The following is a 24,216-nucleotide window of genomic DNA, read 5'->3' as shown; positions in this document are numbered from 1 at the left end:
GCCGCACCCCCGCACCGGCACAAGACCCCGCGGCCGGCACCGTCCCGCCCGAAGCGGGCCGTAGCTCCACACCCCGCCGTGTCTCCGGGTCGGCACACGCCTCGGCCGGGGCGTCTGTGGTGCGGTGCCGGGCCGTGTCCGGGCGGGTCAGCGGGTCCACGATCGTCGCGCAGCGCGCCCACCCCACCGCCTCCGCCGCCCGGGGGTGGGGGATCTCCACCGGGCGGGTCGCGGCGTCGTCGAGGTCGAGGCCGTGGGCGGTGGTGAAGTCGTCGTCGAAGAGCGTGCCGAGGTAGCGGTGCGGGCCGTCGGGGAAGACGGTGGCGACGACGGCGCCGGGGTGGACGCGGGCCGCCCAGGCCGCGACGAGGGCGACGGCGCCCGTGCTCCAGCCGCCGCTGACGAAGTTCTGCCGGGCCAGCCGCCGGCAGGCGCCCGCCGCCTCGGCCGGGCCGACCCAGTGGACCTCGTCGAAGGCTTCGTAGGCGACGTTGCGCGGGTGGATGCTGCTGCCGAGGCCGCGCATCAGCCGGGGCCGGGCGGGCTGGCCGAAGATCGTGGAGCCGGTGGCGTCGACGCCGACGACGCGCAACCGAGGCCAGTGGCGGCGCAGCGGCCCGGCGAGGCCGGCGCTGTGGCCGCCCGTGCCGACGCTGCACACGAGGACGTCGAGGTGGTCGAGCCCGCCGGCGAGCTCCGCGGCGAGGGAGGCGTAACCGGCCACGTTGTCGGGGTTGTTGTACTGGTCGGGCCAGTACGCGTCCGGGTGCTCGGCCAGCAGCTCGCGCAGCCGTCGCAGCCGGGCGGCCTGCCAGCCGCCCTCGGCGTCGGGCCGGTCGACGATGTCGAGGCGGGCGCCGTACGAGCGCAGGAGCTGTCGCATGGCGGGCTCCAGGCCGGTGTCGCCGACGAGGACGACGGGGTGGCCGAGCGCCTGCCCGGCGAAGGCCAGGCCGACGCCGAGGGTGCCGGAGGTGGACTCGACGACGGGCGCGCCGGGGAGGAGCTCACCGCGCTCCTCGGCGCCCATGAGCATGGACACGGCGGCGCGGGCCTTCATGCCGCCGGCGCCGAGCCCTTCGAGTTTGGCCCAGAAGCCGGGCTGGGGGCAGGGGAGGTCGGCGGTGATCCGGGCGAGGGGCGTACGGCCGAGGAGGCCGAGGAGTTCACGGTTGGCGCGTGGGGCCCGGGGCACCCAGGGGGCGGAGGCGGCGGGGTGCGGGGAGCGCCCGGGGTGCCGGTGGGGGCGGCCCGGACGGGGGCGCGGGGGACGGCTCATGCGGCGCCTCCGGCGGTGGGCCGCCCGTGCGGGCGTGCGGGGCCCCGGCCGGGGGCGACCCCGTAGCGGTGGATGACGCCGGGCCCTCCGTCCAGCCAGAAGAAGGGATACGGTTCCGCGCACACGGCGTCGACTCCGGCGCCGAGCAGCCTCGGCAGGATCGCGCTGCCGGTCTGGGCGAACATCACCAGTTGCTTGCCGTGCCGGACGGCGTGCTCGCGCAGGGGCTCGAAGGTGCCGTTGCCGAGGGTCATCCCGGAGGCGAGCACGGCGTCGCAGCCGTCGAGCGCGGCGAGCGCGTCGGTGCGGACGGCCTCTCCCCATTCGGTGGTGCCGCCCTTGAGGTCGCAGGGCACGGGGTCGAGGCCGCGCGCACGCAGCGCCTCCAGCAGGGAGTTGACGACGCCGACGACGAGGACGCGCTGCCCGGGGGCGGCGCGCAGCAGGTCGACGACGCCGCGCGCCCGGGCCCGGGACTTGTGCAGCGAGTTGCCGGCGGGCAGTGGCCAGGGGTGCGCCCCGTGGGCGGCGGTGTGCGGGGTGACGTGCATCAGGTAGGCGTCGAGGGCGGCGGTGCGGACGGCCGTGGCGGGGTGCGCGAGGAGGCGGGCGACGGACGCGCCGGCGCACTCCTCGACGGTCCCGGCGGGCAGGGTGCCCGGTTCGACGGCGCAGGACCCCACCGCTTCGCCGAGGCGGAGGCTGAGCACCTCGTTCCGGTAGCCGCCGGCGCGGCCTTCGTGGCGTACGGCCTGGGTGGTGGTGAAGGCGACGGCGATCCACAGGTCTTCGAGCGCGGGCCCGAACTCTCCGTCGCGGACGCGTCGTTCGAGGTCGGGTAGGGAGGCGGCCCGGGCGAGCGGGGCGGTGGCGGTGGTCACGGGCGCACCGCCGTCCGGGGGCGGAGTCCGGCGAGGAGCCGTTCGACGCGTTCCCGTGCGCCAGGGCCTTCGTGGTCGGCCGCCATGACGTGGCCGAGGTAGTCGTTGTTGCTGCCGGACGCCTTGACGGCGGTGCCGGGCCCGGCGAGGCGGGCTTCGAGGACGCCGGGCGCGCCGGTGAGCGTCTCCGCCCCGTCGATGCCTTCCAGCGTTCCCGTCGTCTCGGGTATGAGGAAGCCGACGGCGGCGCTGCGCACCCCGGTGTCGCGTACGGCGAGGTCCGGTGCGCGGCCGAGGGCGACGTCCACGCAGGCGGCGGCGAGGTCGACACCGGTGACGTGGCGGACGAGTTCGGTGATCCGGTTGCCGGCGGGACGGGGGTTGACCTCGACGACGCGCGGGCCGCCGGGGGTGAGCTTGATCTCGGTGTGGGCGACGAGGCCGTCGAGGCCGAGCGCGGCGAGCGCGCGGACGGCGGTGCCGGCGGCGGCCGCCCGCTGCGCCTCGGGGAGAGCGGCGGGGAACATATGGCCGGTCTCGACGAAGGCGGGGGCGCCGCCCAGGCTCTTGTCGGTGACGCCCACGACCCGTGTGACGCCGCCGTACGACACGGTCTCGACGCTGACTTCGGGGCCGTGGAGGAGCTCTTCGAGGAGGACCGCCGGTTCGCGCCGCTGGCCGCGGGCGTTGACGGGGAAGCCGGCGAGCGCCCGGTGGGCGGCGGCGAGTTCGTTCTCGTCGGCGATCCGGCGTACGTACATCCCGGCGCAGAGGTCGACGGGCTTGAACACGAGCGGGTAGCCGAGGTCCCGGGCGGCCTCGGTGGCGGCGGCCAGGTCCGGGCAGACCGCGTAGCGGGGTCCGGGGACACCGGCGCGTTCGAGGACGCGGCGGGTGGCGTCCTTGCGGCAGGCGTCGGTGACGGCGGCGGCCTCCGGGCCGGGCAGCCCGAGGGCGGCGGCGAGGCGGGCGGCGGTGGGGAGGTAGTAGTCGCAGGAGGTGACGACGCCGTCGAAGCGCAGGGTGCGGTGCAGTCGCTCGATGTACGGCAGCAGCGTGGCGAGGTCGTTGGTGTCGGCGGTGATGACGTTGCGTGCGCCCAGCAGGGGGTGGGCGGTGCCCTCGGGGGCGGATCGCAGGTAGTGGTGGAGGTCGCGGGTGAGGAAGGTGAATTCGTGCCCGCCCTCGCGGATCGCCCGGGGCAGCAGTCTGCTCATCGCCCCGACCCAGCTCTCGACCATCAGCAGATGTCCCACAACTCTCCTTCTCCGTGGCGGTGTCGAGGGGCGCGGGCATGCCGGCGGAAGCCCTCGGGGCGGCTCGGCCCGTCTTGACCGTGTACACGTTATCGGTAATGGTTGTCATTGTCATCTGCTGTCTCATCAGCCCCGGCCGTCCCTCCTCCCTCCCCGAGCCCCCACGCCCGCTCCCTCCCGATTGCGAGATCCGTGCGCCACCCGATCCGCCCGAACCCCCCGACCGGCCCCCTCACCCGGGCCACCGCCGTCTTCTGCTCCCTGATGGCGGCGACCGCCGCCCTCTCCCCCGCCGCCCCGGCCCACGCCGCCACGTGGCGCCAGTCCCCGTCCCCCCAGCTGAAGTTCGGGGCATGCCCCGCCGGCGTGCCCGCCCCGCCCGCGCCCGCGCGCGTCGAGTGCGGAACGCTGAGCGTGCCGCTCGACCGGAGCCGCCCCGACGGGCCGCGCCTGGACATCGCCGTCTCCCGCGTCCGCGCCACCGGCACACCCGCCGAGCGCCGCGGCATCCTGCTCGTCAACCCCGGCGGGCCCGGCGGATCCGGTCTGCCCTACGCCGTGACCAAGCGCGCCAGACTCCCCGAACGGGTGCGCCGCGCGTACGACGTCATCGGATTCGACCCGCGCGGCGTCGGCCGCAGCGCACCTGTCGACTGCGGCCCGATGGGCGGGCTCTTCACGGCGCCGGGGGCGGACCCCGTGCCCCGCGACCGGGCGGCCGAACGGGCGCGGGACACGGGGCTGCGGCGGCTCGCCGACGACTGCGCCCGCGGCGCCGGCGCGGCGCTCCCCCACCTGTCGACCGAGGCCACGGCCGAGGACATGGACGCGATACGCGCCGCCCTCGGCGAGCCGCGCCTCGGCTTCCTCGGCGTCTCCTACGGCAGCTACCTCGGCGCGGCGTACGCGGCCCGCTTCCCGCACCGTACGGGCCGGATGGTCCTGGACAGCGTCGTCGGCCCCACCGACTGGTACGACTTCGACCTCGCCCAGGCGCGGGCCTTGCTGCGGCAGCGCGACACGCTGTTCGGCTGGCTCGCCGCCCACGACGGGCGCTTCGGGCTCGGGAGCGACGCGCGCGAGGTCCGTTCCGCGTACGAGCGGGTGCGCGCCGGACTGGCGGCGCGTCCGGTCGACGGCTTCGGCCCGGCCGGGTTCGACCGGGCGGTGTACCGGGCCCTCGGCCGTACGGAGCGGTGGGCGCCGCTCGGCGAGGCCCTGGGCGCGTATCTGCGGGACGGTTCGGCGGACGGGCTACGGCCCGCCGCGCCCTTCGACGGCCCCGACTCCCGTAACTACGAGGCCGCGAACCGCGTCGTGAAGTGCGCGGACGGCCCCGGCCCGAGCCCCGCGCGGGTCACGGCGGACGTCCGGAGGCTGCGGCGGCTCGACCCTCTGCCGGTCCTCACCGGCATCGAGGCGTCGGCCTGCGCGTACTGGCACCACCGGCCGGCCCACCGTACGGCGCTCGGCTCCCCGGCCGCGCCGCCGGTCCTCCTGGTCGCGTCGGCCCACGATCCGGTCACACCCGTCGAAGGGGCGCGCCGACTGCGCCACCGGCTTCCGGGCTCGCGGTTGGTGACCCTGGAGAACGACTACTCGCACGGGGTCTTCGCGAGCCGGGGCGACGGGTGCGTGGACGGCACGGTGGGGGCGTACCTGGCGGACGGGGTCGTACCGGAAACGGATGTGCGGTGCGAGGGGGCGGGGCTGCCGGCGGCCTGACGGCCGCCCCTTCCCGCCCCGGGGCTCCGCCCCGGACCGCAAAACGCCGGACGGGCTGATTCTCAGCCCGTCCGGCGTTCGAGGACATTCGGGAAGGGGCGGGCAGGGGAAAACACCCACCCGCCCCGAGGCGCATACGTCAGGACGCCGGAATCGGGTCCGAGAGCTGCTCGCTGATGAACTGGATCGGACCGTGCCCCATGCTCGGGACATACGTGGCGGCGTCGTGCTTCCCGCCCGGTATCTCCTTCACCGAGGTGTGCACCGGACCGTTCCCGTACTCCTTCACGAAGTTCTTGACCCCCTCGATGGTGATGGGGTCCTCACGCGTGCCGTACTGGAAGGCGATGTAGACCTCGGGGCCCTTGCGGGCGATCAGGTCCTTCGCCAGCAGCTTGGGGTCGTTCTCGTCCCGCTCCTTGGGGTGGCCCTTCCACAGCGGGGAGTCGGGGTAGAAGTCCGGGCCGGAGGCGATCGCGGCCTTGAACTTGTCCGGGTGCTTCAAGACGGCCTTCATACCCGCGAAACCGCCGGAGGAAGAGCCCATGAACGCCCAGCCGTCGCGCGACTTGATCGTGCGGAAATTGGCCTTCATCAGGTCCGGGACGTCCTCGGTGAGCCAGGTGCCCATCTTCGGCTGGCCCGGGATGTCACTGCCGTCCCAGTACGTTCCGTTGTTCTTGGGGTTGAGGATCGGCATGGCCAGCAGGAACGGCTTGCTCTTGCCCTCGGCGTACCACTTGGAGAGGGACGACTGGAGCTTGAGGTTGGTGCCCATCCAGTAGTTGTTCGGGAAGCCGGGGCCGCCGGGCAGGGCGATCAGGACCGGGAATCCATGGTCCTTGAACTTCGGGTCCTTGTACTCCTTGGGCGCCCAGACCCACACCTTGCCCGTGAATCCGGACTTCTTGCCCTCCAGGGTGGTGACGGCGATGTGCGTGCCGTCACCGAGGGTCTCGGAGTTCTTGAAGTCGGCGGCGGGCCCGGTGGGCATCAGGATCTTCGAGTCCGGGGCCGGCGCGCCGTCCGCACCGCCCGCCTGGCCGCCGTTCTTGCCGGAAGCCCGGTCCTGGCCGAAGCTGACCGGCTCGCCCTTGTCGGAGAACGGGCCGATCTTGAGGTAATTGAGCACGCCGGCGGTTATCAGGCCGACCACGGCTATGCACACCACCACGAGCGTCCATCTTTTGGCACGTCGCGCGCGGATATACCCCTGCGCCTGATAGGTCCCGTTGCTGGCTTGCGTCATCACGTCGCTCCGGACATTCCTCTGCCCCGAAGGACATGACCGTCTGTTCCCGCCCCTATGGAGGGACGAAGGGCTCCGGAGGTTCCGCCCCCGGGCCATGATCTGCGCCGCAATCCTACGGAAATGCCGGGGCGGAAATCGCCACCCCCCGGGGGTACGGCCCGGGGAGCGCGCGCAGGCCGCCGCGGCACGCCCCGGAGGCGCGCCGCGGCAGCCCGTTCAGGCACCGGACCGGGGCACGGGGGCCGCCGGAGCGGGGGCCCGGAGCACTGTCGTCCCGGCAGGGAAAATCGCTCCGCCGAGCGGCTGCGCGGGCTGTAGGGTCGGCGCCGTGAAGTGACGACCCCCGGCACACCGGTCCCCACGGCGCCGTCCGAGCCCCGCTCCGGCGCCCGTCCGGCGCGCCCGCGCCGCCCGTCGCCCGCTTCTCACGATCGGATCCCCATGACCGACGACGATCTCTTCCTCGCCCGTGTCGCCGACCGGCTCGCGGCCCTGCCCGCCGTCCGGGCCGTCGCCCTCGGCGGCTCACGCGCCCAGGGCACCCACTCCCCCGGCAGCGACTGGGACCTGGCCGTCTATTACAGGGGCGGCTTCCGCCCGTCCGACCTGCGCGACATCGGCTGGGAAGGCGAGGTCTCCGGGATCGGCGACTGGGGCGGCGGCGTCTTCAACGGCGGAGCCCGGCTCACGGTCGACGGCCGCGCGGTCGACGTCCACTACCGCGACCTGGACGCGGTCGGACACGAGCTCGCCGAGGCCCGGCGGGGCCGCTTCCGCTGGGAGCCCCTGATGTTCCACCTCGCGGGGGTCCCCAGCTATCTGCCGGTCGCCGAGCTCGCCGTCAACCGGGTGCTGCGCGGCTCCCTGCCGCGCCCCGCGTACCCGCGGGCCCTGCGCGAGGCGGCCCCGCCGGTGTGGCGGGAGCGGGCGGTCATGACGCTGGGCTACGCCGAGGGCGCGTACGTACGGCACGGCCGGGCGACCGAGGTCGCGGGCGCGCTGGCGATCGCCGCCGCGCAGACCGCGCACGCGGTGCTGGCGGCGCGCGGCGAGTGGATCACCAACGAGAAGCGGCTCCTGGAACGGGCCGGTCTCCGGACCGTCGACGCGATCGTGGCCGGCCTGCGGCCGGAGCCGGAGGCGCTGGCACGGGCGGTCACCGAGGCGGAGGAGCTCTTCGCGGCCACCACGTAGGGCCGACGCGCGGGTCGTGGGCCCGGTGCGGGGGTCCGCCCCGGCCTGGTCACCGGCCGCGTCCGCGAGCCGTGCCGCCGGCCCTCGCCGCCCGTGCCGTCTGCGCAGGTCAGCGGGGTGAACGCGACGCCTCACCAGGCATCGGGTGGCGTGGTGCTCGGCAGCGGGTGGACAGTGGGAGGGGGCACTCCGTTGACCGGGAGGTCATCATGATCGTCCTCGGAGTCATTCTTCTCCTCATCGGATTCCTGGCCGGCATCTCCATCCTGTGGACGATCGGGATCGTGCTGGTCGTGATCGGCCTGGTCCTCTGGGTACTGGGCGCCGTGGGGCACGCGGTCGGAGGCCGGCGGCACTACTGGTAGCGGTGGAGCGGCCGGCCCCTCGACCCCGGCGGACGGGATTCTCCCTCCGGGACGACGCGCGCCCTGAGTACCCGGGGCTCGATCGTGCACATCGCCGGGCCGGGGGCCGGGCCGTGCTCACTCGTTCGGCCTTACGGCCGGTCCCGCTTCCGGGAGCGGGCCACGGAGGTGATCCCTCGGGTGTCCGCCGGGCGGTCTCCGGACCGGCGCCGCGAGCCGCGCGCCCGCGGCGGCACGGACCGTGACGTCCAAGTGGTGGGGGCCGACGGGTCGGCCCATGGTGAACGGGAAGCTGCTCCGGCAGTCCCGCCGAACGGAAGGGCACACCGTCATGCGCACCGCCACCTGGCTCACCACCGCCGTCACCGCCGCGGCCTGCGGCTCGCTCGCCCTGGGCGCGGCGAGCTCCGCCCCGGCCGAGGCGCGGACGGCGGCACACGGGACACGGGCCGCCGCCCAGCGGAACGAGGTGCCCGGCGCGCTGGACGAGATACGGACTCTGGTCTCCCGCATCACCCGGGAAGCGCGGTCCGCGTCCCCCGACACGGCGACGCTCAGAAGCCTTCGGCGGCAGCTCGACCGGCCGGCCGGCCGGCTGCTGGACGACGCCACGGCCCGGCCCAAGGCCGCGCCCATGGCGCCGGACCCCCTCCCGGAGGTCAAGCAGCTGCTGGACGAGCTGAACAAGGACGTCACGAGGATCATCGATGACGTGACGAAGACGGGCACGGCGGCGTCCACCGAAGTGGACGGCGTCGTCGCGGACCTCAAGGAGATCCTGGCGAGGATCCCCGCCCTGGTGGCCGGAGCGGTTCCCACCACGTCCGGCACGCTGCCCGGGTAGCCGGGCGGAACCGCCGGAACCGCCCACCCCGGCGGGTGGGCGGTCACGCTCGAGCCGCTCGGATCGATCCGCTCAGATGCGGTCGGCGGCGATGAGGAGGTAGTGGAAGCTGCCCTCCTTGTACGCGGTGAGGAAGGGGTCCTCGACGCCGGTGGCCAGGGAGGACCGGGCGCGCAGCTCCCAGTACGGGATGGTGTCGGCCGTGAGGTCGACGACGTTGATGGGCACGAGGCCGTTGGCGGCCATGGCCTTGAAGTAGGCGCTGCGCGGGTGGATGTTGCACGTGTAGTGCTCGTCGATCCGGCTGACGGCCTTGGAACGCAGGCCCGTCACATCGTTGGAGCAGCCGGTGATGGTGACGTAGCGGCCGCCGTAGGCGAGCTGGCGGGCGTGCTCGGCGAAGAGCTCGTTCAGGTCCACGTACATGGTGGACTCGTTGTTCCAGATGCCCTGGAAGGCGCCGGTGGGCAGGCCGGTGTCCAGCATGTTGGCGAAGTGGTAGCGGACCTTGTCGTCCACGCCGCGCTTGCGGGCCTGGTCGTTGGCGAAGTCGACCTGGGTCTGCGAGATGGAGACGCCGTCGGCGCGGCAGCCGAAGCGGGCGTTGGCCATGATGCTGGTGCCGCCGCGGCCGCAGCCGGCGTCCAGGACGCGCTGGTCGGGGGCGATGGGGCCGAGGTGGTCGAGGAGGACGTCGGCCTGGGCCGACTCCAGGCGGTGCAGTTCCTCGATGATGCGCGCGTCCCGGGTCTCCTCCGGGCCCTCCAGGACGGAGGCGTCGTAGTCGCCGAGCCCGTAGTGGTGGTGGTAAAGGCCGTCGACGTCGCCCAGGCGGAGGTTGACCGGGTCCTTCTCGTTGTTCCAGTACTCCGCGACGGACTTCTGGTAGGCGGTGCGCAGGACGCCGGGGGCGGGCGTGGTCGTCATGGGTTGCTCCTTGAACATGCGAAAAAATGTGTGCGGTGACGAAGAGGGGCGTGGGCTCAGGCGCCGTTGTAGCGGGAGCTGCCGCTGTGCCATTCGCGGTTGCCGCCGAGCCAGGCCCACACGCCCGCGAGGAACCGGCGCAGCTGGGGCGACCCGGTGAGGGCGAGGGCCGCGGCCTGCGTCTCGAAGGCGTGGACCAGCTCGTCGTGGATCTCCGCGCTCCGCTCGACGGCCTCGCGCGGCGAGCACCGTTCCTCCTCGGCGACGACGAGGGGCAGGTTGAACTCCACGTCCGAGGAGTCGTGTTCCTTCGTCATCGAGTACAGGTCGTTGACGAGGGTGGCGGCGGTGGCGGCCGTCGTCACGGCGCGCCGTACGCGCGGGTCGGCGTACTCGGTGGCGCCGAGGGCGTAGCCGCCGACCGCGTCGGCCAGGGCGATGCAGGGGAGGAAGCTGTTGATCTGGCGGTGGGCCAGGTACTCGTGGACGCTGGGCATATGGCCCCGGGCCCGCCAGGAGCCCTCCTGGCCGTAGCCGACGAAGAGGACGGCGATCTCGTGCCGCAGCCGGTTCACCTGGGACGGCTCCGCGTACCGCGCCAGGTGGGCGAGGGCCGAGCGCAGGGCGACCCGTACGGGGTCGTCACGCATCTCCTTCTCCAGGGCGGGCGCGTAGCGGACGGGGAGGCCCGCGGGGTCGACGGCCGTGTAGGCGAGACCGAGCTGGGAGCCGAGGAGTTCGGTCCGGGAGCCGGCGGTCTCGTCGTCGCAGTAGTAGTCGTCCGTGGCCCATTCCGCCAGGGCGCACTTCCCGGCCGCCAGCAGGCGGTCGGGGTCGTCGCTGTCGGGGTGGGCCAGCATCATCAGGCGCCCGAAGTCGGCCGCGCGGACGCGGTCGAGGCGCCCGGCGTAGATGCCGGTCTCTTCGGCCCAGCCCACCAGGCGGTCGTTGACCTCCTGGGCGAGCACCGGGTCGTCCCGGAGCGCGGGCGGGCAGTAGAGCGGGGGGACGCCGGAGCCGCGCTCCGCCGGCGCGGACGGAGCGTCACCGGCCGGCCCTCCCCCCGGCCCGGCCGCCTCGCGGGCCGCCTTGCGCGCCGCGAGGCGGGCGGCCGAGGTGCCCAGGCCCGTGGGCCCGGTGGGCAGGGCGCCGCCCGCCCGGCGGGCGGCGGTGCCGGGCAGCGTCGCCGGTGCGGAGGGGCGGGCGCCCTGCCGGTGGGCGAGCAGCGTGGCCACGAGCCGCGCCACGTCGTGAGGGGCCGTGGGCGCGGTGATCCGGGACAGCAGTGACACAGGTTCTTCTCTCCACTCCAGGAGGGTCGTGCCCGTCAGGACGGGGTGTGGAAGACCTCGACGTTCTCGAGGACGCCGAGCGCGTCGGGCACGAGAACCGCTGCCGAATAGTAGGTGCTGACCAGGTAGGAGATGTGGGCCTGGTCGCTGATGCCCATGAACCGCACGTTCAGGCCGGGCTCGTACTCGTCGGGGATCCCGGTCTGCCGCAGGCCGACCACGCCCTGCTGGTCCTCGCCCATACGCATGGCGAGGATGGCGGACGTGCCCGCCTCCGAGACGGGGATCTTGCCGCAGGGCAGGATGGGGACGCCGCGCCAGGCGGGCACGGGGTGGCCGTCGACGTCGGCGCTGTCGAAGTTGAGGCCGCGCTTGTTGCACTCGCGGGCGAGGGCGGAGATGGCCCGGGGGTGGGCGAAGAAGGCCCGGGTCCCTCGCCGCATGCTCAGCAGCTCGTCCATGTCGTCGGGGGTGGGCGGGCCGGAGTGGGTGGAGATGCGCTGGCTGTGGTCGGCGTTGTGCAGCAGGCCGAACTCGGGGTTGTTGACGAGCTCGGACTCCTGGCGCTCGCGCAGCGCCTCGATGGTCAGCCGCAGCTGCTGCTCGACCTGGTCCATCGGCTCGTTGTAGAGGTCGGCGACCCTGGTGTGCACGCGGAGGACCGTCTGGGCCACGCTCAGTTCGTACTCGCGGGGGGCGAGTTCGTAGTCGACGAAGGTGCCGGGCAGTACGGGCTCGCCGGTGTGGCCGGAGGCGAGGGCGATGTTCGCCTCGCCCTTCTTGTTCCGCGGCCGCGCCTCGTCGGCCCGGCGCTCCCGGACGTGGGCGCGCAGCCGCTCGTCGCGGGCCGCCACCTCCTCGTAGGCGGTCCGGGGCAGGGCCAGGACGGTGCACGCCGTCATGGCGCGCGCCGTGAACTCCCACTCGCCGGGTTCCTCGGCCACGGCCCGCTCGCCGAAGAAGGCGCCGTCGGCCAGGACACCGCGCCGGGTCTCGTCGCCGTACTTGCCGGTGCCGACCTTCTCCACCTTGCCGCGCGCGATCAGGTAGACGTGGTCGACGGATCCGCCCTGCTCGGCGATCACCTGGCCGGGTTCGTACTCACGCTGCCGGCACCGTTCGGCCAGCGCGCGCAGGGTCGCGTCGTCGTGGAAGCCGCGCAGCAGCGGCAGTTCCCCGAGCTCCGCGGGGACGACCCGGACGGAGGCGCCTTCCTGGACGAAGGTGATCCGGCCGTCGCCGACCTCGTACGTCAGACGGCGGTTGACCCGGTAGGCGCCGCCCTTCACCTCCAGCCAGGGCAGCGCGCGCAGCAGCCAGCGGGAGCTGATGCCCTGCATCTGCGGGACGCTCTTGGTGGTGGTCGCCAGGTTCCGTGCGGCGGCGATCCCCAGGCTGAGCTGTCCCCTGCCCGTGTGCTCTGCGGGCTGCTCCGGCTGCTGCCGGTGCGCTGCGGTCGACATCCCGGTCCCTTCCGTCTGGGCGCATGCGTCAAGAAGGAGCCCCTGGAATAGCCCGATCGGACTACGAGGAGCTCCCGCCGCGCAAGTGAATCAGCGCTTAATGATGTTGGTCGAGGCGGCCGGGAAGGCACCGTCGCATTCACGCCATCGATGGGAGGCCGATTCGCGCGGCCCGTCCCGGATTCCGGAGGCGGACGAAGACGATCGGGGGCGGCGATCATGTCCGTTATGCCGCTATGACCCGTGTTTCGGACACTCCGAGCCGGAGACCCTGCGAAACGGCTTCGGTTCCGCGCCTCGCGCGACAGGAGTGACCGAGGTGGCCGATAACGATCCATCAGGCCGGAAAGAGGGGACCTTCGCCTCCTCTTCGCAGGCGTGGCCAAATACCCACTCGAACATATTTCACTATAAGTGGCGAATCGGTTACCTTTCGTAGGATCTCCTTCTTGATGGATTCGTTCACCACGCCCTGACGTCACGACGTCATGAAGGAGAAGACATGCGCGTACGGAGGATGACGGTCGCCGCCGCGGCGGCGGTCCTCGCGCTCCTCGGCGGCACCTCCCCCGCCACGGCGGGCGGGACGGCGACCGACCCTTCCGCCCCGGCCACCGTGCCCCGGAACGCCCCTGACGACCCCGGGGGCAGCGTGGAGGCCGGGAAATCCGGCTCGGACGCGGACGCCCAAGCGGTGATCCGGTGTACGGGCCAGGTCCAGCGCCCGCACAACTCCACCCATGTGCCCGGCACCGTGAACGTCGTCGTGACCGTCTCGTGCACGGCACCGGTCCAGGAGATCACCACACGGGCGGCCCTGTACAAGAACGGACAGCTCGTCAACCAATCGGCGCTGCGGACACAGCACAACACCGCCTCCGCGCAGAACAACGCCGCCGTGCGGTGCAGCCCCGGCAACTACCGCGGCTGGATGTACTTCAAGGTCGTCTTCCCGCCCGGCTACAACCCCCCGACCGCCTCCGCCAACGGCTTCGGCCAGGAAGTGCCCATCAGCTGCTGACCCGCCGCCGGAGCGGCGGCACGTTGCGCGGGGGCGCCGCCGGGGAAGGAGTCCCGACGTGCGCCCCACCCCCGCCGCCCGGATCCTGCGCCGGAGAGTGACACAGCTCGACGCGGTGTCGGTCCCGGCCCCGGCCCCGGCCGCCGGGGCCGGGACCGACGCCGGTGCCTTGCTGCGCCACTTCACCTCGGTCATGACGCTGTGGACCGAGCCCGAGATGACGGCCCTGGCCGGGGGCCCGGCCGTCGTCGACCCGGACGAGGCGGACGCGGCGGTCGAGGAGTGCCTGCTGCTGCGTCACCTCGCGCGCGAGGAGCCGGGCATCGTCCGGGGCCCCCTGGAGCGGACCCGCCAGCACTGGATCGGCACCGGCCCCCACGAGCTGGCGCCCTCCCGCCGGCCCGGCCTGAGCCGGGAGCGGTTCCGCGCCCCCGGCGCCGGCCCCGTCCCGCCCAGCACGAAGCCGTTCCACGTGGGGCTCTACACCTCGACGGCGTGGCGTGGCGGTGGCGGTGGCGGTGGCGGTACGAGCATGTGGCGGATGTACCTCGACCAGGGCTCCAGCCTCCACCCCCTCCCCTGGCACACCTGGGAACTGCGGGTCACGGACCCCGCGGCGGAGGTGCTGGAGATCGGCGACGCGAGCGCCTGGGCGGCCTTCGTCGGACGCTATCCGCTCGTCCACGACGGCTCCGTCTTCCCCGACTGGCGGGCGGTGGCCCGGGAGTACGCGGGCGTCCACATGACGCTGCGGGCGATCGCGGCGACGCAGGGGTTCGGGGTGCGGGTGGCGGGTGGGGTCGCGGCGGCGCCGTACTGGGATGTGGAGTCGGTGCTGTGGTTGCGGTGGGTTTTCGCGGGGGTGCGGTTGGTGGGGGTTGCGGTGGGGTGAGGGTGGGTGGGTGCGGGTGCGGTGTGCCGCTGCGCGGGGCTTTGTCCCCTACCCGCCCCTTCCCGTAACCGGGGGCGAGCCCCCGGGCCCCCCTTTTCCGCGCTCCGCGCGGTGGCCTCAAACGCCGGCCGGGCTGAATTTGCCCGGTTCCGGGCAACATTTCAGCCCGTCTGGGGGCACCTCCCAGCGGTAGCTGGGGGAGTTTGAGGACCGGGGTCCGGGGCGGAGCCCCGGTTCGGGAAGGGGCGGGGTGGGGAAAAGCCCCGCGCAGCGGCACCCCCACCCCCACCCGGAACCGCCGAACCCCCCGCACGCGTTCCCGCAACAGGACGGAGCACGCACAGCGACCCCCAGGGACACCCATGCCGCAGGAACCCGAACAGCCGCCCACCCCCACCAGACGCCGCCTCCTCATAGGTGGCGCCGCCACCACCGCGACCCTGACCGCAGCCGCGTACGCCGGGCAGGACGAACTCAAGCGCTGGTGGTGGCGCACCACGCGGCGGGAGCGGCCCCGTACGGACGGCGCGCTCGACCACGCGGGCGCCGAGTGGGTCGCCGCGTCGTCGGCGAACTGGCGGTGGGCGGACCGGCCGGCCGACTACACCGTCGACCGGATCGTCGTCCATGTCGTCGAAGGCAGCTACGGCGACGCCCTCCGGGTCTTCCGCGACCCCCTGCACGAGGCCGCCGCGCACTACGTCGTCCGCAAGGACGGGCACATCGCGCAGACCGTCCGCGAGCTGGACGTGGCCTTCCACTCCGGGAACCGGAAGTTCAACGAGCGGAGCGTCGGGATCGAGCACGAGGGCTACGTGGACCGGCCGGGCGACTTCACGGACGCGATGTACGCGGCGTCGGCCCGGCTGGCGGCGGACATCTGCGCCCGGTACGCGATCCCGGTGGACCGGACGCACCTCGTCGCCCACTCCGAGGTGCCGGGCGCGGACCACACCGACCCCGGGCCGCACTGGGACTGGGACCGGTACCTGAAGCTCGTCCGGGCCGCCGCGGGCTGACGGTCGCCCGGCCCGCGTCCGCCCGCCGACGGTCCCGGTTGCGGGGGCGGGCCGTTCGCCTAGGGTGACAGCGTGATCCGTCCCCCCGCCGCCCGTGCCGGGCGGCGCCCGCCCGGCGCCCCGGCGACGCGGGCGACCGGAACGGACCGGAAGCCGTCGTGGGTGTGAACGGGCCGGTCCGGTGGCTGTTGCGGCAGGAGCAGGGCGCCGAGCACCTCCGGAGCGCCGTCTGGGCCACGCTCGCCGGGCTCACCGGCTTCTACGTCCTGCGGTACGGCTTCGACGCGCCCGACATGGCCCTCTACGCCCTGTTCGGCGCACTGCCCCTGTGCCTGTTCGCCCAGGTGCCGGGCGCGGCACCGGAGCGGACCCGTACGTTCCTCGCCGTGCTGCCGGCCGGCTGGGCGCTGGTCACGGCCGGCACCCTGCTCGCCGGGCACTCCTGGAGCGCCGCCTGCGGCATGTTCGTGGTGGGCTTCACCGCCTCGTTCCTGGGGGTCGGCGGCCCCCGCCTGGGCGGGCTGGCCACCGCCTTCCAGCTGTACTACCTGCTCCCTTGCTTCCCGCCCTACGCCCCCGGGACGCTGGGCGAGCGCCTCGGCGGCCTCACCGTCGGGATCCTGCTCACCGCCCTGGTGGACCGGCTCCTGTGGCGTACGGAACGACCGGTCCCGTACCGGGTCCTGCTCGCCGACGCGGTGGACGCCGTGGCCGGCTACTGCGCCGCCACCGGACGGCTGATGGCCGGCGCGGGCGACGGCACAGACCGGGCCGGGGCGCGGCGGTGCGAGGAGGAGGCCGGCCGGGCGCTCCGGGCGACTCTGCTGTCCCGGGTGGCACCGGCGGAGCGGCCCACGTCCGCCTCGCTGCGGGACCGGGCCTGCTACGACGCCCGCGCCGCCGTCCGGCACGTCCGCGCGCAGCTGGACCGGCTGGTGGCCGGCGCGCGGGGGCCGGACCCCGGCGGCGCCCGGCTGCTGGAGCACACCGCGGCGGCATTGCGGAATGCCGGTCGGGTCCTGCGCTCGGGGTCCCCGGGGCCGCGCGACGACACCCTGTCCACGGCCGTGGGCGCCTTCCGCGCCGAACGGGCGCGGCGGCTGTCCGGGGTCTCGGCCGTGCGGCTGCGGCAGGACTCGGTCGTCCAGGCGGCGGCCGCGGGCGCGGTGCTGGCGGGCGAGGGCGCCCGGATCGCGTTCGGGGCGCCTCTCGACGACCGGTGGCGGCGGCCCGGCGGCCCGTTCGCGTACGCCACGACGAGTGCCCCGGGCCGGTGGTGGCGGCGGCTGGCCCTGCACCTGACGCCGCGTTCGGTCCTCCTCCAGAACGCCCTCCGGCTCGCCTTCGCCCTGGCCGGCGCGCGGCTGATCGTCGGGGCACTGGAACTGCCGCACGGTTTCTGGGTGCTGCTCGCGGTCCTCAGCCTGATGCGGACCTCGGCCGCGGACACCCGGGGCGCCCTGCCGCCCGCGTTCCTGGGCGTGGCCGTCGCCGCCGTGGTCTCGACGCTGCTGCTCGTCGTGGTCGGTGACACGCCCGCCTTCTACATCGCCGCCGCGCCCGTGGTGTTCCTGGTGGGCTTCGCCGTGGGACCCGTGCTGGGCTCCGCCTGGACGCAGGCGACGCTGACGCTCGTCCTCGTGCTGCTCTTCGTCCAGATCCTGCCCCCGGACCGGCACCTGCCCGCCGTGCGGCTCATGGACGTCGTGATCGGCGGCTCCCTCGGCGCGGCGGCGAGCCTGCTGGCCTGGCCCCGGGGCGCGGGGGGCGAGCTGCGGCGCTCCGTCGTGGACTTCATGTCCCGGGGCGCGGAGGCGTGCGGGGCGGTGACGTTCCGGCTGTGCCACGGCCTCGAGCACGACCGGGGTACGGATCCGCTGCGGCCGGCCCGTACGGCGATGCGGCTGGCCCAGGCCGCCCATACCCAGTACCGGACGGAGCGCGCGGGGCGGGAGGCGACGAGCCCGTCCTGGGAGACCGCCATGCAGCCCGGCCATCACACCGTCAGCGGCGGCGAACTGCTGATCACGGCCCGCCGGGACGGCGGCGGCCCACCGCTGCCACCGGAGGCGACCGCCCTGCTGGCGGACCTGGCCGAGCGGGTGACGGCCGACTGCCTGCGCGCCGCGGACGTCGTCCGCTCGGCGGGCGCCTCGGCGCGTGCGCCCGGGTCCGGTGAGCCGCCCGGCCGGTATCCGGCGGCGGAGTCGGAGGCGTTGCGCTACGCGGTGGAGGGGGTGGGGGAGGTGGACGCGGCGGCGGTGCTGCTGATCGCGGACACGGAGGCTTGGCTGACGGGGGTGGCGCATGACGCGGGGTGGGTGGTGGAGGTGGCCCGGGAGGGGGTGGGGGGTGGGGGCGGCGGCTGAGGGGACGGGCGGGACCGGGGGCGTGGTTGCCGCTGCGCGGGGCCTTTTCCCCGGCCCCGCCCCTTCCCGAACCGGGGCTCCGCCCCGGACCCCGGTCCTCAAGCGCCGGACGGGCTGATTTCAGCCCGTCCGGCGCTTGAGGACATTCGGGAAGGGGCGGGTAGGGGAAAAGGCCCCGCGCAGCGCCACCCCGTCACCCCGTCACCCCACCATCACGACCCCTTCCTCTCCTCGTTCACCCCCACCGTCCCGTCGCCCCCCGCGACCGGCCCCGACCCCCCGTGCCCGTGCCGCGGCACCTCCGGCCCCGGGTTCTCGACCTTCGTCGTTGAGGTGAACACCTTCGCGTTCCGGGCCCCGCACGAGGCCTTCTCGTCGGCCGTCATGGGCCGGGTCTTGACGACGACGGCGTTCTTGACGCCGTCGGTGTCGTTGGGCGCGGGGCTGGTGATGGTGTCGTCCCAGTACCAGTAGTAGTGGCCCCAGTGGGGGTTGTCGTAGTGGGTCTGCCACCTGCCCGAGACCTCGCGCATCGCCTGGGCCCGGGAGATCCAGCCGACCTCGCCCGGCTTGACGGTCATGCCCATGCTGCCGCCGTCCGTGTGGTCGACCTGCCAGGTGTGCCCGTACTTCGCGGTGACGCTCGTGTCCACGATGCCCGCGATCTTGCCGCCGGCGGTGACGGAGACCTCGAAGGTGTCCGTCGACCCCACTCTGTCCGACCAGTTCAGTCCCTGGGTGGCGTCGGAGGTGCTGCAGTTGTAGAGGGTGTCGGAGACCTGGTGGTAATTGCCGAGGTAGGCCTTGTCGACGACCGGGTCGTTGAAGGTGCACTTGCCGACGCCGCTGGCGCAGTCCGCCAGGAGCTGCTTCTCGGTCGGCTCGCTGTCCGCGGCGGCGGGCAGCGCGGCGGCGCCGACCATGACGGCTGCGGCGACGCCCGTGAGGAGTATGCGCTTACGGCCTGCCGTCCTCGTCGTGCTGAATTTCGACATACGCGTCCACCTGAAACCTTTCGAGTTTCGGAATCTGCGGTTCCGGTTCGATCCGCGAATTCAGGCTGCCGCACGCCGCCTTGAAGGAAGAACAAAGGCGAGGCAAAGGACCGGCCGATGCGCCTCGTCTCACACATCCCGAGGGGGCAAGAAATTCTCTTCCACGCCATGGAGAGTTTCTATTCCGGCACGTCGCGAGGCTTTCGGAAGGGAATTCCCCGGAATTCCACCGGGCGCGCCGGGCGCCGTGCGGGAGCGGGTCCCCCGCGGGCCGGCGGGCGCCTCCGTCGCCTGCGGCTCCTCCACCGGCGCTTCCCCCGCCGACGCCTCACGGGCCGTGCCCCGGGCGCGCGGGCCCGTGACCAGTACGCCCAGGATCGCGACGACGGCCCCGCAGCCGGTGACGATCCACCACGCCGGCCGGGTCGCGTCGGCGAAGACGGCCGCGTCACCGGTGCCCGGCGTGCGGCCCAGGCCCGCCGACAGGACCGCGCCCATCACGGCCACGCCCACGGACACGCCGACCCGGCAGCTCGCCGTGCTGATCGCCGAGGCGACCCCGGCCCTGGCCCGGGGCATGCCCGCGACCGCGAGCCCGGTCGCGGGAACGTCGACCAGGCCGACGCCCGCGCCGAACAGCCCGTAGGCGAGGAGGAGCAGCGCGACGGACGACCCCGCGTGGAGGACGGCGAACGACAGCCCGCTGAGCACGGTGGCCAGGCCCGCGAGCACCAGCGGGAGCCGCGGCCCGTGGCGGGCCACCAGCCGGCCCGCCACGGGGGCGAGGAGCACCGTCGCCACCGGCATAGGCAGCATCCACAACCCCGCCGAGAGGGCGGACAGTCCGCGTACGTCCTGGAGGTAGAGCGTGCTGAGGAAGAGGAACCCGCCGAGCGCGGCGAAAGCGGCCAGGGAGACGACCACGGAGCCGGTGAAGGGGACGCTGCGGAAGAACCCCAGCTCGATCAGGGGGTCGCGGCGCCGGTGCTCGTACGGGATCAGCGTGGTCAGCGACGCCGCCGCGACGGCCAGGCAGCCGAGGACGACCGGGGAGGCCCAGCCCCGGTGCGGGGCGTCGATGACGGCGTAGGTCAGGCAGCCGAGGAGGGCGATGACCAGGAACTGGCCGAGCGGGTCGGTCCGCCGGGGCGCCGGGGTCCGCGACTCCGGCAGGTGGCGGGCGGAGAGGGCCAGCACGGCGAGCCCGACGGGCACGTTGATCCAGAAGATCGAGCGCCATCCCTCGGCCGCCACCAGCACCCCGCCGACCAGCGGGCCGACGGCCAGGCCGATGCCGAACGTGCCGCTCCACATGCCGATCGCCCGGCTGCGCTCGGCTCTGTCCGGGAACGTGTGGGTGATCACCGACAGGGAGACCGGGGCGATCACCGCGCCGCCGAGGGCCTGGACCACCCGGGAGCCGATGAGGGTGTCCAGGCCAGGGGCGAGGCCGCAGAGCGCCGAGCCGGCGACGAAGGCGGCGACCCCGGCCCGTAGGGTGCGGCGCCGGCCCGTCCGGTCGCCGACCGATCCCGCGAGCAGCATCAGCGCGGCCACGACCAGGTTGTAGGCGTCGACCACCCACTGCAGCCCGGCGATGGAGGCGTCCAGCTCCCTTCTCATGACGGGCAGGGCGACGTTGAGCGCGGTGCTGTCGAGGCCGACCATGAGCACGGCCAGGCAGCAGACGGTCAGCGCCAGACGGCCGTGTGCGGACTGCGGCGCGGTCATGGGGCGTCCCCGGTGCGCTGCGGACTCCCGGCCGCCGGGCGGACGTCGTCGTACGGCTGGTACGGCTGGTACGGCTGGTACGACTCGTACGGCTCTTCCGCCGAGTACGGGGCCCGCCGTCGCGGTACGCCGTCGCACACCGTGCCCACCGGCTCGTCCGGCGGGGTACGGCAGGCCGCGTAGCGGCTCAGCTCGGCGCAGTGCGCGGCCGTCGCCTCCGGCGCGTCCGGGGCGGTGAACAGCGTGATCTCACGCGAGACACCCGGCAGGGGCCGGATGACCTGGGAACCCAGCCGGGGCGGTACGGCACCGGAGGGGACCGCGGTGAGCCCGGCGCCGTCCGCGGCGAGGGCGATCGCGGCGCCGGCGGTGGGGACCTCCAGGAACGGCCGGTGCGGGAGCGGGCCGGGCTCGTGGGCGCCGGTGAGGAGGGCGAGCGGGCTCCGGCCGTCCTCCCGGTAGCGGATCCACCGGTCGTCGAGGAGTTCCCGCACCGGCGCGGACCCGCCGCGCAGCGGGTGGTCCGCCGGGCAGACCACGACGAACTCCTCGGTGCCGAAGGGCCGCACCCGGCCGTGCCAGCCTTCCGGGCGCGGCCCCACGGCGAGGTCGGCGGCGCCTGAGGTGACGCCGTCCCGGAGCAGCCGCCGGCTCGCGCACAGACTGACGACGAGGCCGGTGTCCGGCCGGGCGAGCGACCACGCCCGCAGGACGGGCAGGAGTCCGGGCAGGAGCGAGGGCAGGGTGGCCACGCGCAGGGGCGCCTCGCGGGCCTCGCCCGCCGCCAGCGCGGCGGAGCGTCCCTGCCGGGCGCAGCGCAGGGCGGTCCGGGCGTGCGGCAGGAGGGCGTCACCGGCGGGCGTGGGGCGCACTCCGTCGGCACCGCGGACGAGCAGAGGGGTGCCCACGGCGCGTTCCAGGGCCTTGAGCTGCTGGGAGACGGTCGGTTCCGTGACGTGCAGCCGCCGGGCGGCGCGCGTCAGACGGCCCTCGCCGAGTGTGACGACCAGGTATTCGAGTTGCCGGAGGGAGAGGTTCACGCTGTCTTCGGCGGCGGGCGGCGCGGGCTCGTACGGGCTGTCGCGGAGCGGTCGTGCCCGGTCTTCGCCGGTGCGCGGGGTTTCGGTCATGGCGGGCACCTCCCACGGTGTCGCGTCGGGGTGGGGCACCGGCCGTCGTGGGCGGCCGTGGCCGCTCAGGCGGCGGGGAGCTGTTCGGCCCAGATGGTCTTCCCGTCGGGCGTGTACCGGGTGCCCCAGCGGTCGGTGAGCTGGGCGACGAGGAAGAGGCCGCGGCCGCCCTCGTCGTAGGCGCGGGCCCGGCGGAGGCGGGGCGCGGTGTGCCCGGCGTCGGAGACCTCGCAGATCATTCGGGTGTCGTGGATCAGCCGCAGCCGGACGGGCGCGGCACCGTAGCGGAGGGCGTTGGTGACGAGTTCGGTGGTGAAGACGAGGTCGTCCAGGCCCCAGGCGGTGAGCTGACGCGCCGCCAGGACACGGGCGTCGGCGACGGCGGACGGGTCGGGGCCGAGGTCCCAGGCGCGCGTCCGGTCCCCGGGCAGCGCGCGGGTACGGGCGAGGAGCAGGGCGACGTCGTCACCGGGGCGCTCCGGGAGCAGGGTGTCGAGGACGGTGTCGCACGTCTCCTCCAGGGAGTCCGTGGCCCTGGTCATGGCGCGCAGGAGCCGGGCGCCGCCGTGACGGATGTCGTGGTCGGCCGCTTCGACGAGCCCGTCCGTGTAGAGGGCGAGGACGCTTCCCTCGGGCAGCGGGACCTCCCGCGACTCGAAGGGCAGGCCCCCGAGGCCGAGGGGCGGCCCGTGCGGCAGGTCCAGGAAGCGGGCGTCGCCGTCGGGGGTGAGGAGGACGGGCGCGGGGTGGCCGGCTGCGGGTCTCGTCCTCGGCGCGGCCCGAGATGTACGCCATCTCGTCGTTGGCCCTGACCTGACGGCAGTCACGGTCGTAGAGGGCCATGGCGATGGGTGCCTGGGCGAAGGCGTGCTCCATGAGGGGGGTGGGGGTGGGGGCCGGGGTGGCCGGTGCGGGGTCGTCGGTCCTGGTGAGGGGGTTCATCGTCGGACCTCCTTTTCTCTGCGGTCCGGTCCGGGGTGGCCGGGCTTCTGCCGGGTTCCGCGGGGTTCCGCGGGGGCGGGCCTCGCCTTCCGCCGGAAGGAGAAGGCGGGTCTCCGCCGAAGGGGCGGCCCGGGTTCCGCCGGTCCTCGCCGGGGAGGCGGGCGGGGTTTCCGCCGCGCTGACGCCGGAGGGGCGGTCCGGGTGGTCTGTTCCCAGGCTGGCCGGGGCCGGGCACGGCCGGGATCGGCCGACCGGCCGCGCGGGGGTCCGACCTCCCTCCCCCGACAGGAGGACAGCCGCGCTGCCGCTGCCGCGCCGGGACCGCCGAGGGGACGCGCCCGGCGCGGAAAGGGGGCGGGCGGGCGCGGGAGGATTCCCCCGGCCGGTGGACCGGTCGGCCGATACGCGGGGCGGGGCCGGCTTCCTACCGTGAAGACGAAGGGTCCGGTGGTGGGACGTCCGGCGGCCCGCACGGGGGCGGGGCAGGGCCTGAACACCGGCCTGTGCCCCCGACCCGGCGACCACCCCGCGAGCGGCGGGTCCGTACGCCCGGCGCGGCACACGACCCGGCCGGGCGCGGCGTACGGCCCTGCCGACCGGTGTACGTCCCGCCCAGCCGGTGTACGTCCCCGGCCGCCCCGGCGTCGACCCGCCCGGCCTGGTGTACGGCCCGCCCAACCCGGCACACGACCGGACCGACCAGCCACCGACCCGACCAACCCCGCGTCAACCCACTCGGCCCAGCACACCACCCGCCCAACCCGGCACACGTCCCACCCGGCGCGGCACACGACCCGGCCGACCCGGCACCGCTGAACGGCCACGGAACCCCGTGGCCCACAGATCCCCGGAGAGAAAGGGCACCGGCCATGCGACACCCCGCATCCTCGAACCCGGCGGAGACCGGCTCCGGAAGCGCGCCCGGTGCCCCGCGGGCACGCCTCCGGCACACGGGCCGCCCGCACCCGGACCCGCGGTGTAGGGCGCTCCGCCACCGCCGGGCCCGCGTCGGTGTGTTCTTCCTGGTGACCCTGATCGCCCTCGGGGTCTGTCTGATCCTCCTCGGCGGGAGCGCGCCCGCCCCCGCTCCCCCGCCCGGTCCGGGCCCTGGCGCCACCGCCCCCGTGTCGCCGGGGCCCGGGACCGCCGTGCCCCTGCCCCGTTCGGAGCCCGTGCGGCTGGCGATCCCCTCGCTCGGCGTCTCCTCCCCCGTGATGTCCCTGGGGCAGGAGGCCGACGGCACCGTGGAGGTGCCCCCGATCGCGAAGGACGCGCCCGCGGGCTGGTACCGGGGGTCCCCCACCCCCGGCGAGGCCGGTGCCTCGGTGCTCCTCGGGCACTCGACCGTGGGCCGGTACGGCGACGGCGTGTTCTTCGCCCTCGGCCGGCTGCGGCCGGGCGCCACGGTCGAGGTGACCCGGGCGGACGGCGTCACGGCGGTGTTCACCGTCCGGGCCGTGGAGCAGTACGCCAAGGCGGACTTCCCCGCCGACCGCGTCTACCAGGGCTCGGGGGCACCGCGGTTGCGACTGGTCACGTGCGGGGGACCGCGGGACGCGGCGGACGGGTACCGCGACAACATCGTCGTGTACGCGGATCTGACGGGCCGGTACCCGGCCTGACGGTCCCGCCTGCCGCG

At 74.6% G+C, this 24,216-nt stretch carries 19 protein-coding genes and 1 pseudogene; 9 read left to right on the top strand and 11 right to left on the bottom strand.

All coding sequences use genetic code 11. From position 1 onward, the window contains the following. Window positions 1-142: 142 nt before the first annotated feature. The 3 genes and pseudogenes from LUZ64_RS07380 to LUZ64_RS07370 all read right to left on the bottom strand — a co-directional run. Window positions 143-1,279: pseudogene (locus LUZ64_RS07380) on the bottom strand (PLP-dependent cysteine synthase family protein); the annotation flags it as partial. Next, complete coding sequence (locus LUZ64_RS07375) at window positions 1,276-2,160, bottom strand: Rossmann-like domain-containing protein (protein ID WP_232389733.1); 885 nt, start codon at window positions 2,158-2,160, stop codon at window positions 1,276-1,278. The pseudogene LUZ64_RS07380 and the gene LUZ64_RS07375, both read right to left, overlap by 4 nt. Further along, a complete protein-coding gene (locus LUZ64_RS07370) occupies window positions 2,157-3,416 on the bottom strand; it encodes an ATP-grasp domain-containing protein (protein ID WP_211305128.1) in 1,260 nt (419 codons plus the stop codon). Before LUZ64_RS07370 ends, LUZ64_RS07375 begins: the two co-directional genes overlap by 4 nt. A 192-nt stretch (window positions 3,417-3,608) precedes the next feature. Between LUZ64_RS07370 and LUZ64_RS07365 the strand changes: the two genes are divergently transcribed. Further along, window positions 3,609-5,141 (top strand): alpha/beta fold hydrolase, encoded by a 1,533-nt coding sequence (locus LUZ64_RS07365; protein WP_308251401.1) that lies wholly within the window; start codon window positions 3,609-3,611, stop codon window positions 5,139-5,141. A gap of 139 nt (window positions 5,142-5,280) precedes the next feature. Here the strand turns inward: LUZ64_RS07365 and LUZ64_RS07360 are convergent, their stop codons facing one another. Further along, window positions 5,281-6,315, bottom strand: a complete 1,035-nt coding sequence (locus LUZ64_RS07360; RefSeq protein WP_232389735.1) for an alpha/beta hydrolase — start codon at window positions 6,313-6,315, stop codon at window positions 5,281-5,283. A 519-nt stretch (window positions 6,316-6,834) separates the two neighbouring features. Here LUZ64_RS07360 and LUZ64_RS07355 point away from each other — a divergent pair. From LUZ64_RS07355 to LUZ64_RS07345, 3 genes are all read left to right on the top strand, one after another. Further along, window positions 6,835-7,587: a nucleotidyltransferase domain-containing protein gene (locus tag LUZ64_RS07355; protein ID WP_095578918.1), complete on the top strand. Its 753-nt coding sequence runs from the start codon at window positions 6,835-6,837 to the stop codon at window positions 7,585-7,587. A 209-nt stretch (window positions 7,588-7,796) separates the two neighbouring features. Further along, a complete protein-coding gene (locus tag LUZ64_RS07350; protein ID WP_095578917.1) occupies window positions 7,797-7,952 on the top strand; it encodes a DUF6131 family protein in 156 nt (51 codons plus the stop codon). Between the two features lie 331 nt (window positions 7,953-8,283). Next, the gene (locus tag LUZ64_RS07345) at window positions 8,284-8,796 is read left to right on the top strand and encodes a hypothetical protein (protein ID WP_143593017.1); all 513 of its coding nucleotides are present in this window, start codon (window positions 8,284-8,286) and stop codon (window positions 8,794-8,796) included. 72 nt (window positions 8,797-8,868) lie between these two features. On the opposite strand, the gene LUZ64_RS07340 is transcribed toward LUZ64_RS07345, so the two are convergent. From LUZ64_RS07340 to LUZ64_RS07330, 3 genes are read right to left on the bottom strand one after another with little or no spacing between them, the layout of a single operon-like run. Further along, entirely contained in the window at window positions 8,869-9,723 is an 855-nt protein-coding gene (locus LUZ64_RS07340) for a geranyl diphosphate 2-C-methyltransferase (RefSeq protein WP_095578915.1), read from the bottom strand. A gap of 56 nt (window positions 9,724-9,779) precedes the next feature. Beyond that, window positions 9,780-11,015, bottom strand: a complete 1,236-nt coding sequence (locus LUZ64_RS07335) for a family 2 encapsulin nanocompartment cargo protein terpene cyclase (RefSeq protein WP_095578914.1) — start codon at window positions 11,013-11,015, stop codon at window positions 9,780-9,782. A 35-nt stretch (window positions 11,016-11,050) separates the two neighbouring features. After that, window positions 11,051-12,478: a family 2B encapsulin nanocompartment shell protein gene (locus LUZ64_RS07330; protein ID WP_095578913.1), complete on the bottom strand. Its 1,428-nt coding sequence runs from the start codon at window positions 12,476-12,478 to the stop codon at window positions 11,051-11,053. A gap of 502 nt (window positions 12,479-12,980) precedes the next feature. On the opposite strand from LUZ64_RS07330, the gene LUZ64_RS07325 reads away from it, so the two are divergent. From LUZ64_RS07325 to LUZ64_RS37095, 4 genes are all read left to right on the top strand, one after another. After that, window positions 12,981-13,499, top strand: coding sequence for a hypothetical protein (locus tag LUZ64_RS07325; RefSeq protein ID WP_143593016.1), 519 nt, complete (start codon window positions 12,981-12,983; stop codon window positions 13,497-13,499). A 58-nt stretch (window positions 13,500-13,557) separates the two neighbouring features. Continuing rightward, complete coding sequence (locus LUZ64_RS07320; protein WP_211304918.1) at window positions 13,558-14,391, top strand: hypothetical protein; 834 nt, start codon at window positions 13,558-13,560, stop codon at window positions 14,389-14,391. 362 nt (window positions 14,392-14,753) lie between these two features. After that, a complete protein-coding gene (locus tag LUZ64_RS07315; protein WP_095584564.1) occupies window positions 14,754-15,410 on the top strand; it encodes an N-acetylmuramoyl-L-alanine amidase in 657 nt (218 codons plus the stop codon). A 158-nt stretch (window positions 15,411-15,568) separates the two neighbouring features. Beyond that, window positions 15,569-17,779 (top strand): FUSC family protein, encoded by a 2,211-nt coding sequence (locus LUZ64_RS37095; RefSeq protein WP_308251402.1) that lies wholly within the window; start codon window positions 15,569-15,571, stop codon window positions 17,777-17,779. Between the two features lie 212 nt (window positions 17,780-17,991). On the opposite strand, the gene LUZ64_RS07305 is transcribed toward LUZ64_RS37095, so the two are convergent. The 4 genes from LUZ64_RS07305 to LUZ64_RS07290 form a co-directional block, all read right to left on the bottom strand. Next, window positions 17,992-18,774 carry a hypothetical protein gene (locus LUZ64_RS07305; protein WP_232389736.1) on the bottom strand — a complete coding sequence of 261 codons (783 nt, stop codon included), beginning with the start codon at window positions 18,772-18,774 and terminating at the stop codon, window positions 17,992-17,994. A 129-nt stretch (window positions 18,775-18,903) separates the two neighbouring features. Further along, on the bottom strand, window positions 18,904-20,505 hold the full coding sequence (locus LUZ64_RS07300; protein WP_095579233.1) for an MFS transporter: 1,602 nt from the start codon (window positions 20,503-20,505) through the stop codon (window positions 18,904-18,906). Then, window positions 20,502-21,635 (bottom strand): LysR family transcriptional regulator, encoded by a 1,134-nt coding sequence (locus LUZ64_RS07295; RefSeq protein WP_095579232.1) that lies wholly within the window; start codon window positions 21,633-21,635, stop codon window positions 20,502-20,504. Before LUZ64_RS07295 ends, LUZ64_RS07300 begins: the two co-directional genes overlap by 4 nt. Window positions 21,636-21,700: 65 nt before the next feature. Further along, window positions 21,701-22,462 carry an ATP-binding SpoIIE family protein phosphatase gene (locus tag LUZ64_RS07290; RefSeq protein WP_095579231.1) on the bottom strand — a complete coding sequence of 254 codons (762 nt, stop codon included), beginning with the start codon at window positions 22,460-22,462 and terminating at the stop codon, window positions 21,701-21,703. Window positions 22,463-23,602: 1,140 nt separating this feature from the next. Here LUZ64_RS07290 and LUZ64_RS07280 point away from each other — a divergent pair. Next, window positions 23,603-24,199, top strand: coding sequence for a class F sortase (locus LUZ64_RS07280; protein WP_232389737.1), 597 nt, complete (start codon window positions 23,603-23,605; stop codon window positions 24,197-24,199). The last annotated feature ends 17 nt before the right edge of the window (window positions 24,200-24,216 follow it).

This window comes from Streptomyces albireticuli (assembly GCF_021228125.1).
Classification (GTDB): domain Bacteria; phylum Actinomycetota; class Actinomycetes; order Streptomycetales; family Streptomycetaceae; genus Streptomyces; species Streptomyces albireticuli.
The sequence above is the reverse complement of the archived record's forward strand: the minus strand, read 5'-3'. Positions and strand labels throughout refer to the sequence as shown.

Coding starts and splice junctions, on each gene's coding strand:
- LUZ64_RS07355 (WP_095578918.1), top strand. CDS start 6,835: ATGACCGACGACGATCTCTTCCTCGCCCGTGTCGCCGACCGGCTCGCG.
- LUZ64_RS07350 (WP_095578917.1), top strand. CDS start 7,797: ATGATCGTCCTCGGAGTCATTCTTCTCCTCATCGGATTCCTGGCCGGC.
- LUZ64_RS07345 (WP_143593017.1), top strand. CDS start 8,284: ATGCGCACCGCCACCTGGCTCACCACCGCCGTCACCGCCGCGGCCTGC.
- LUZ64_RS07340 (WP_095578915.1), bottom strand. CDS start 9,723: ATGACGACCACGCCCGCCCCCGGCGTCCTGCGCACCGCCTACCAGAAG.
- LUZ64_RS07330 (WP_095578913.1), bottom strand. CDS start 12,478: ATGTCGACCGCAGCGCACCGGCAGCAGCCGGAGCAGCCCGCAGAGCAC.
- LUZ64_RS07325 (WP_143593016.1), top strand. CDS start 12,981: ATGCGCGTACGGAGGATGACGGTCGCCGCCGCGGCGGCGGTCCTCGCG.
- LUZ64_RS07315 (WP_095584564.1), top strand. CDS start 14,754: ATGCCGCAGGAACCCGAACAGCCGCCCACCCCCACCAGACGCCGCCTC.
- LUZ64_RS07305 (WP_232389736.1), bottom strand. CDS start 18,774: ATGTCGAAATTCAGCACGACGAGGACGGCAGGCCGTAAGCGCATACTC.
- LUZ64_RS07300 (WP_095579233.1), bottom strand. CDS start 20,505: ATGACCGCGCCGCAGTCCGCACACGGCCGTCTGGCGCTGACCGTCTGC.
- LUZ64_RS07295 (WP_095579232.1), bottom strand. CDS start 21,635: ATGACCGAAACCCCGCGCACCGGCGAAGACCGGGCACGACCGCTCCGC.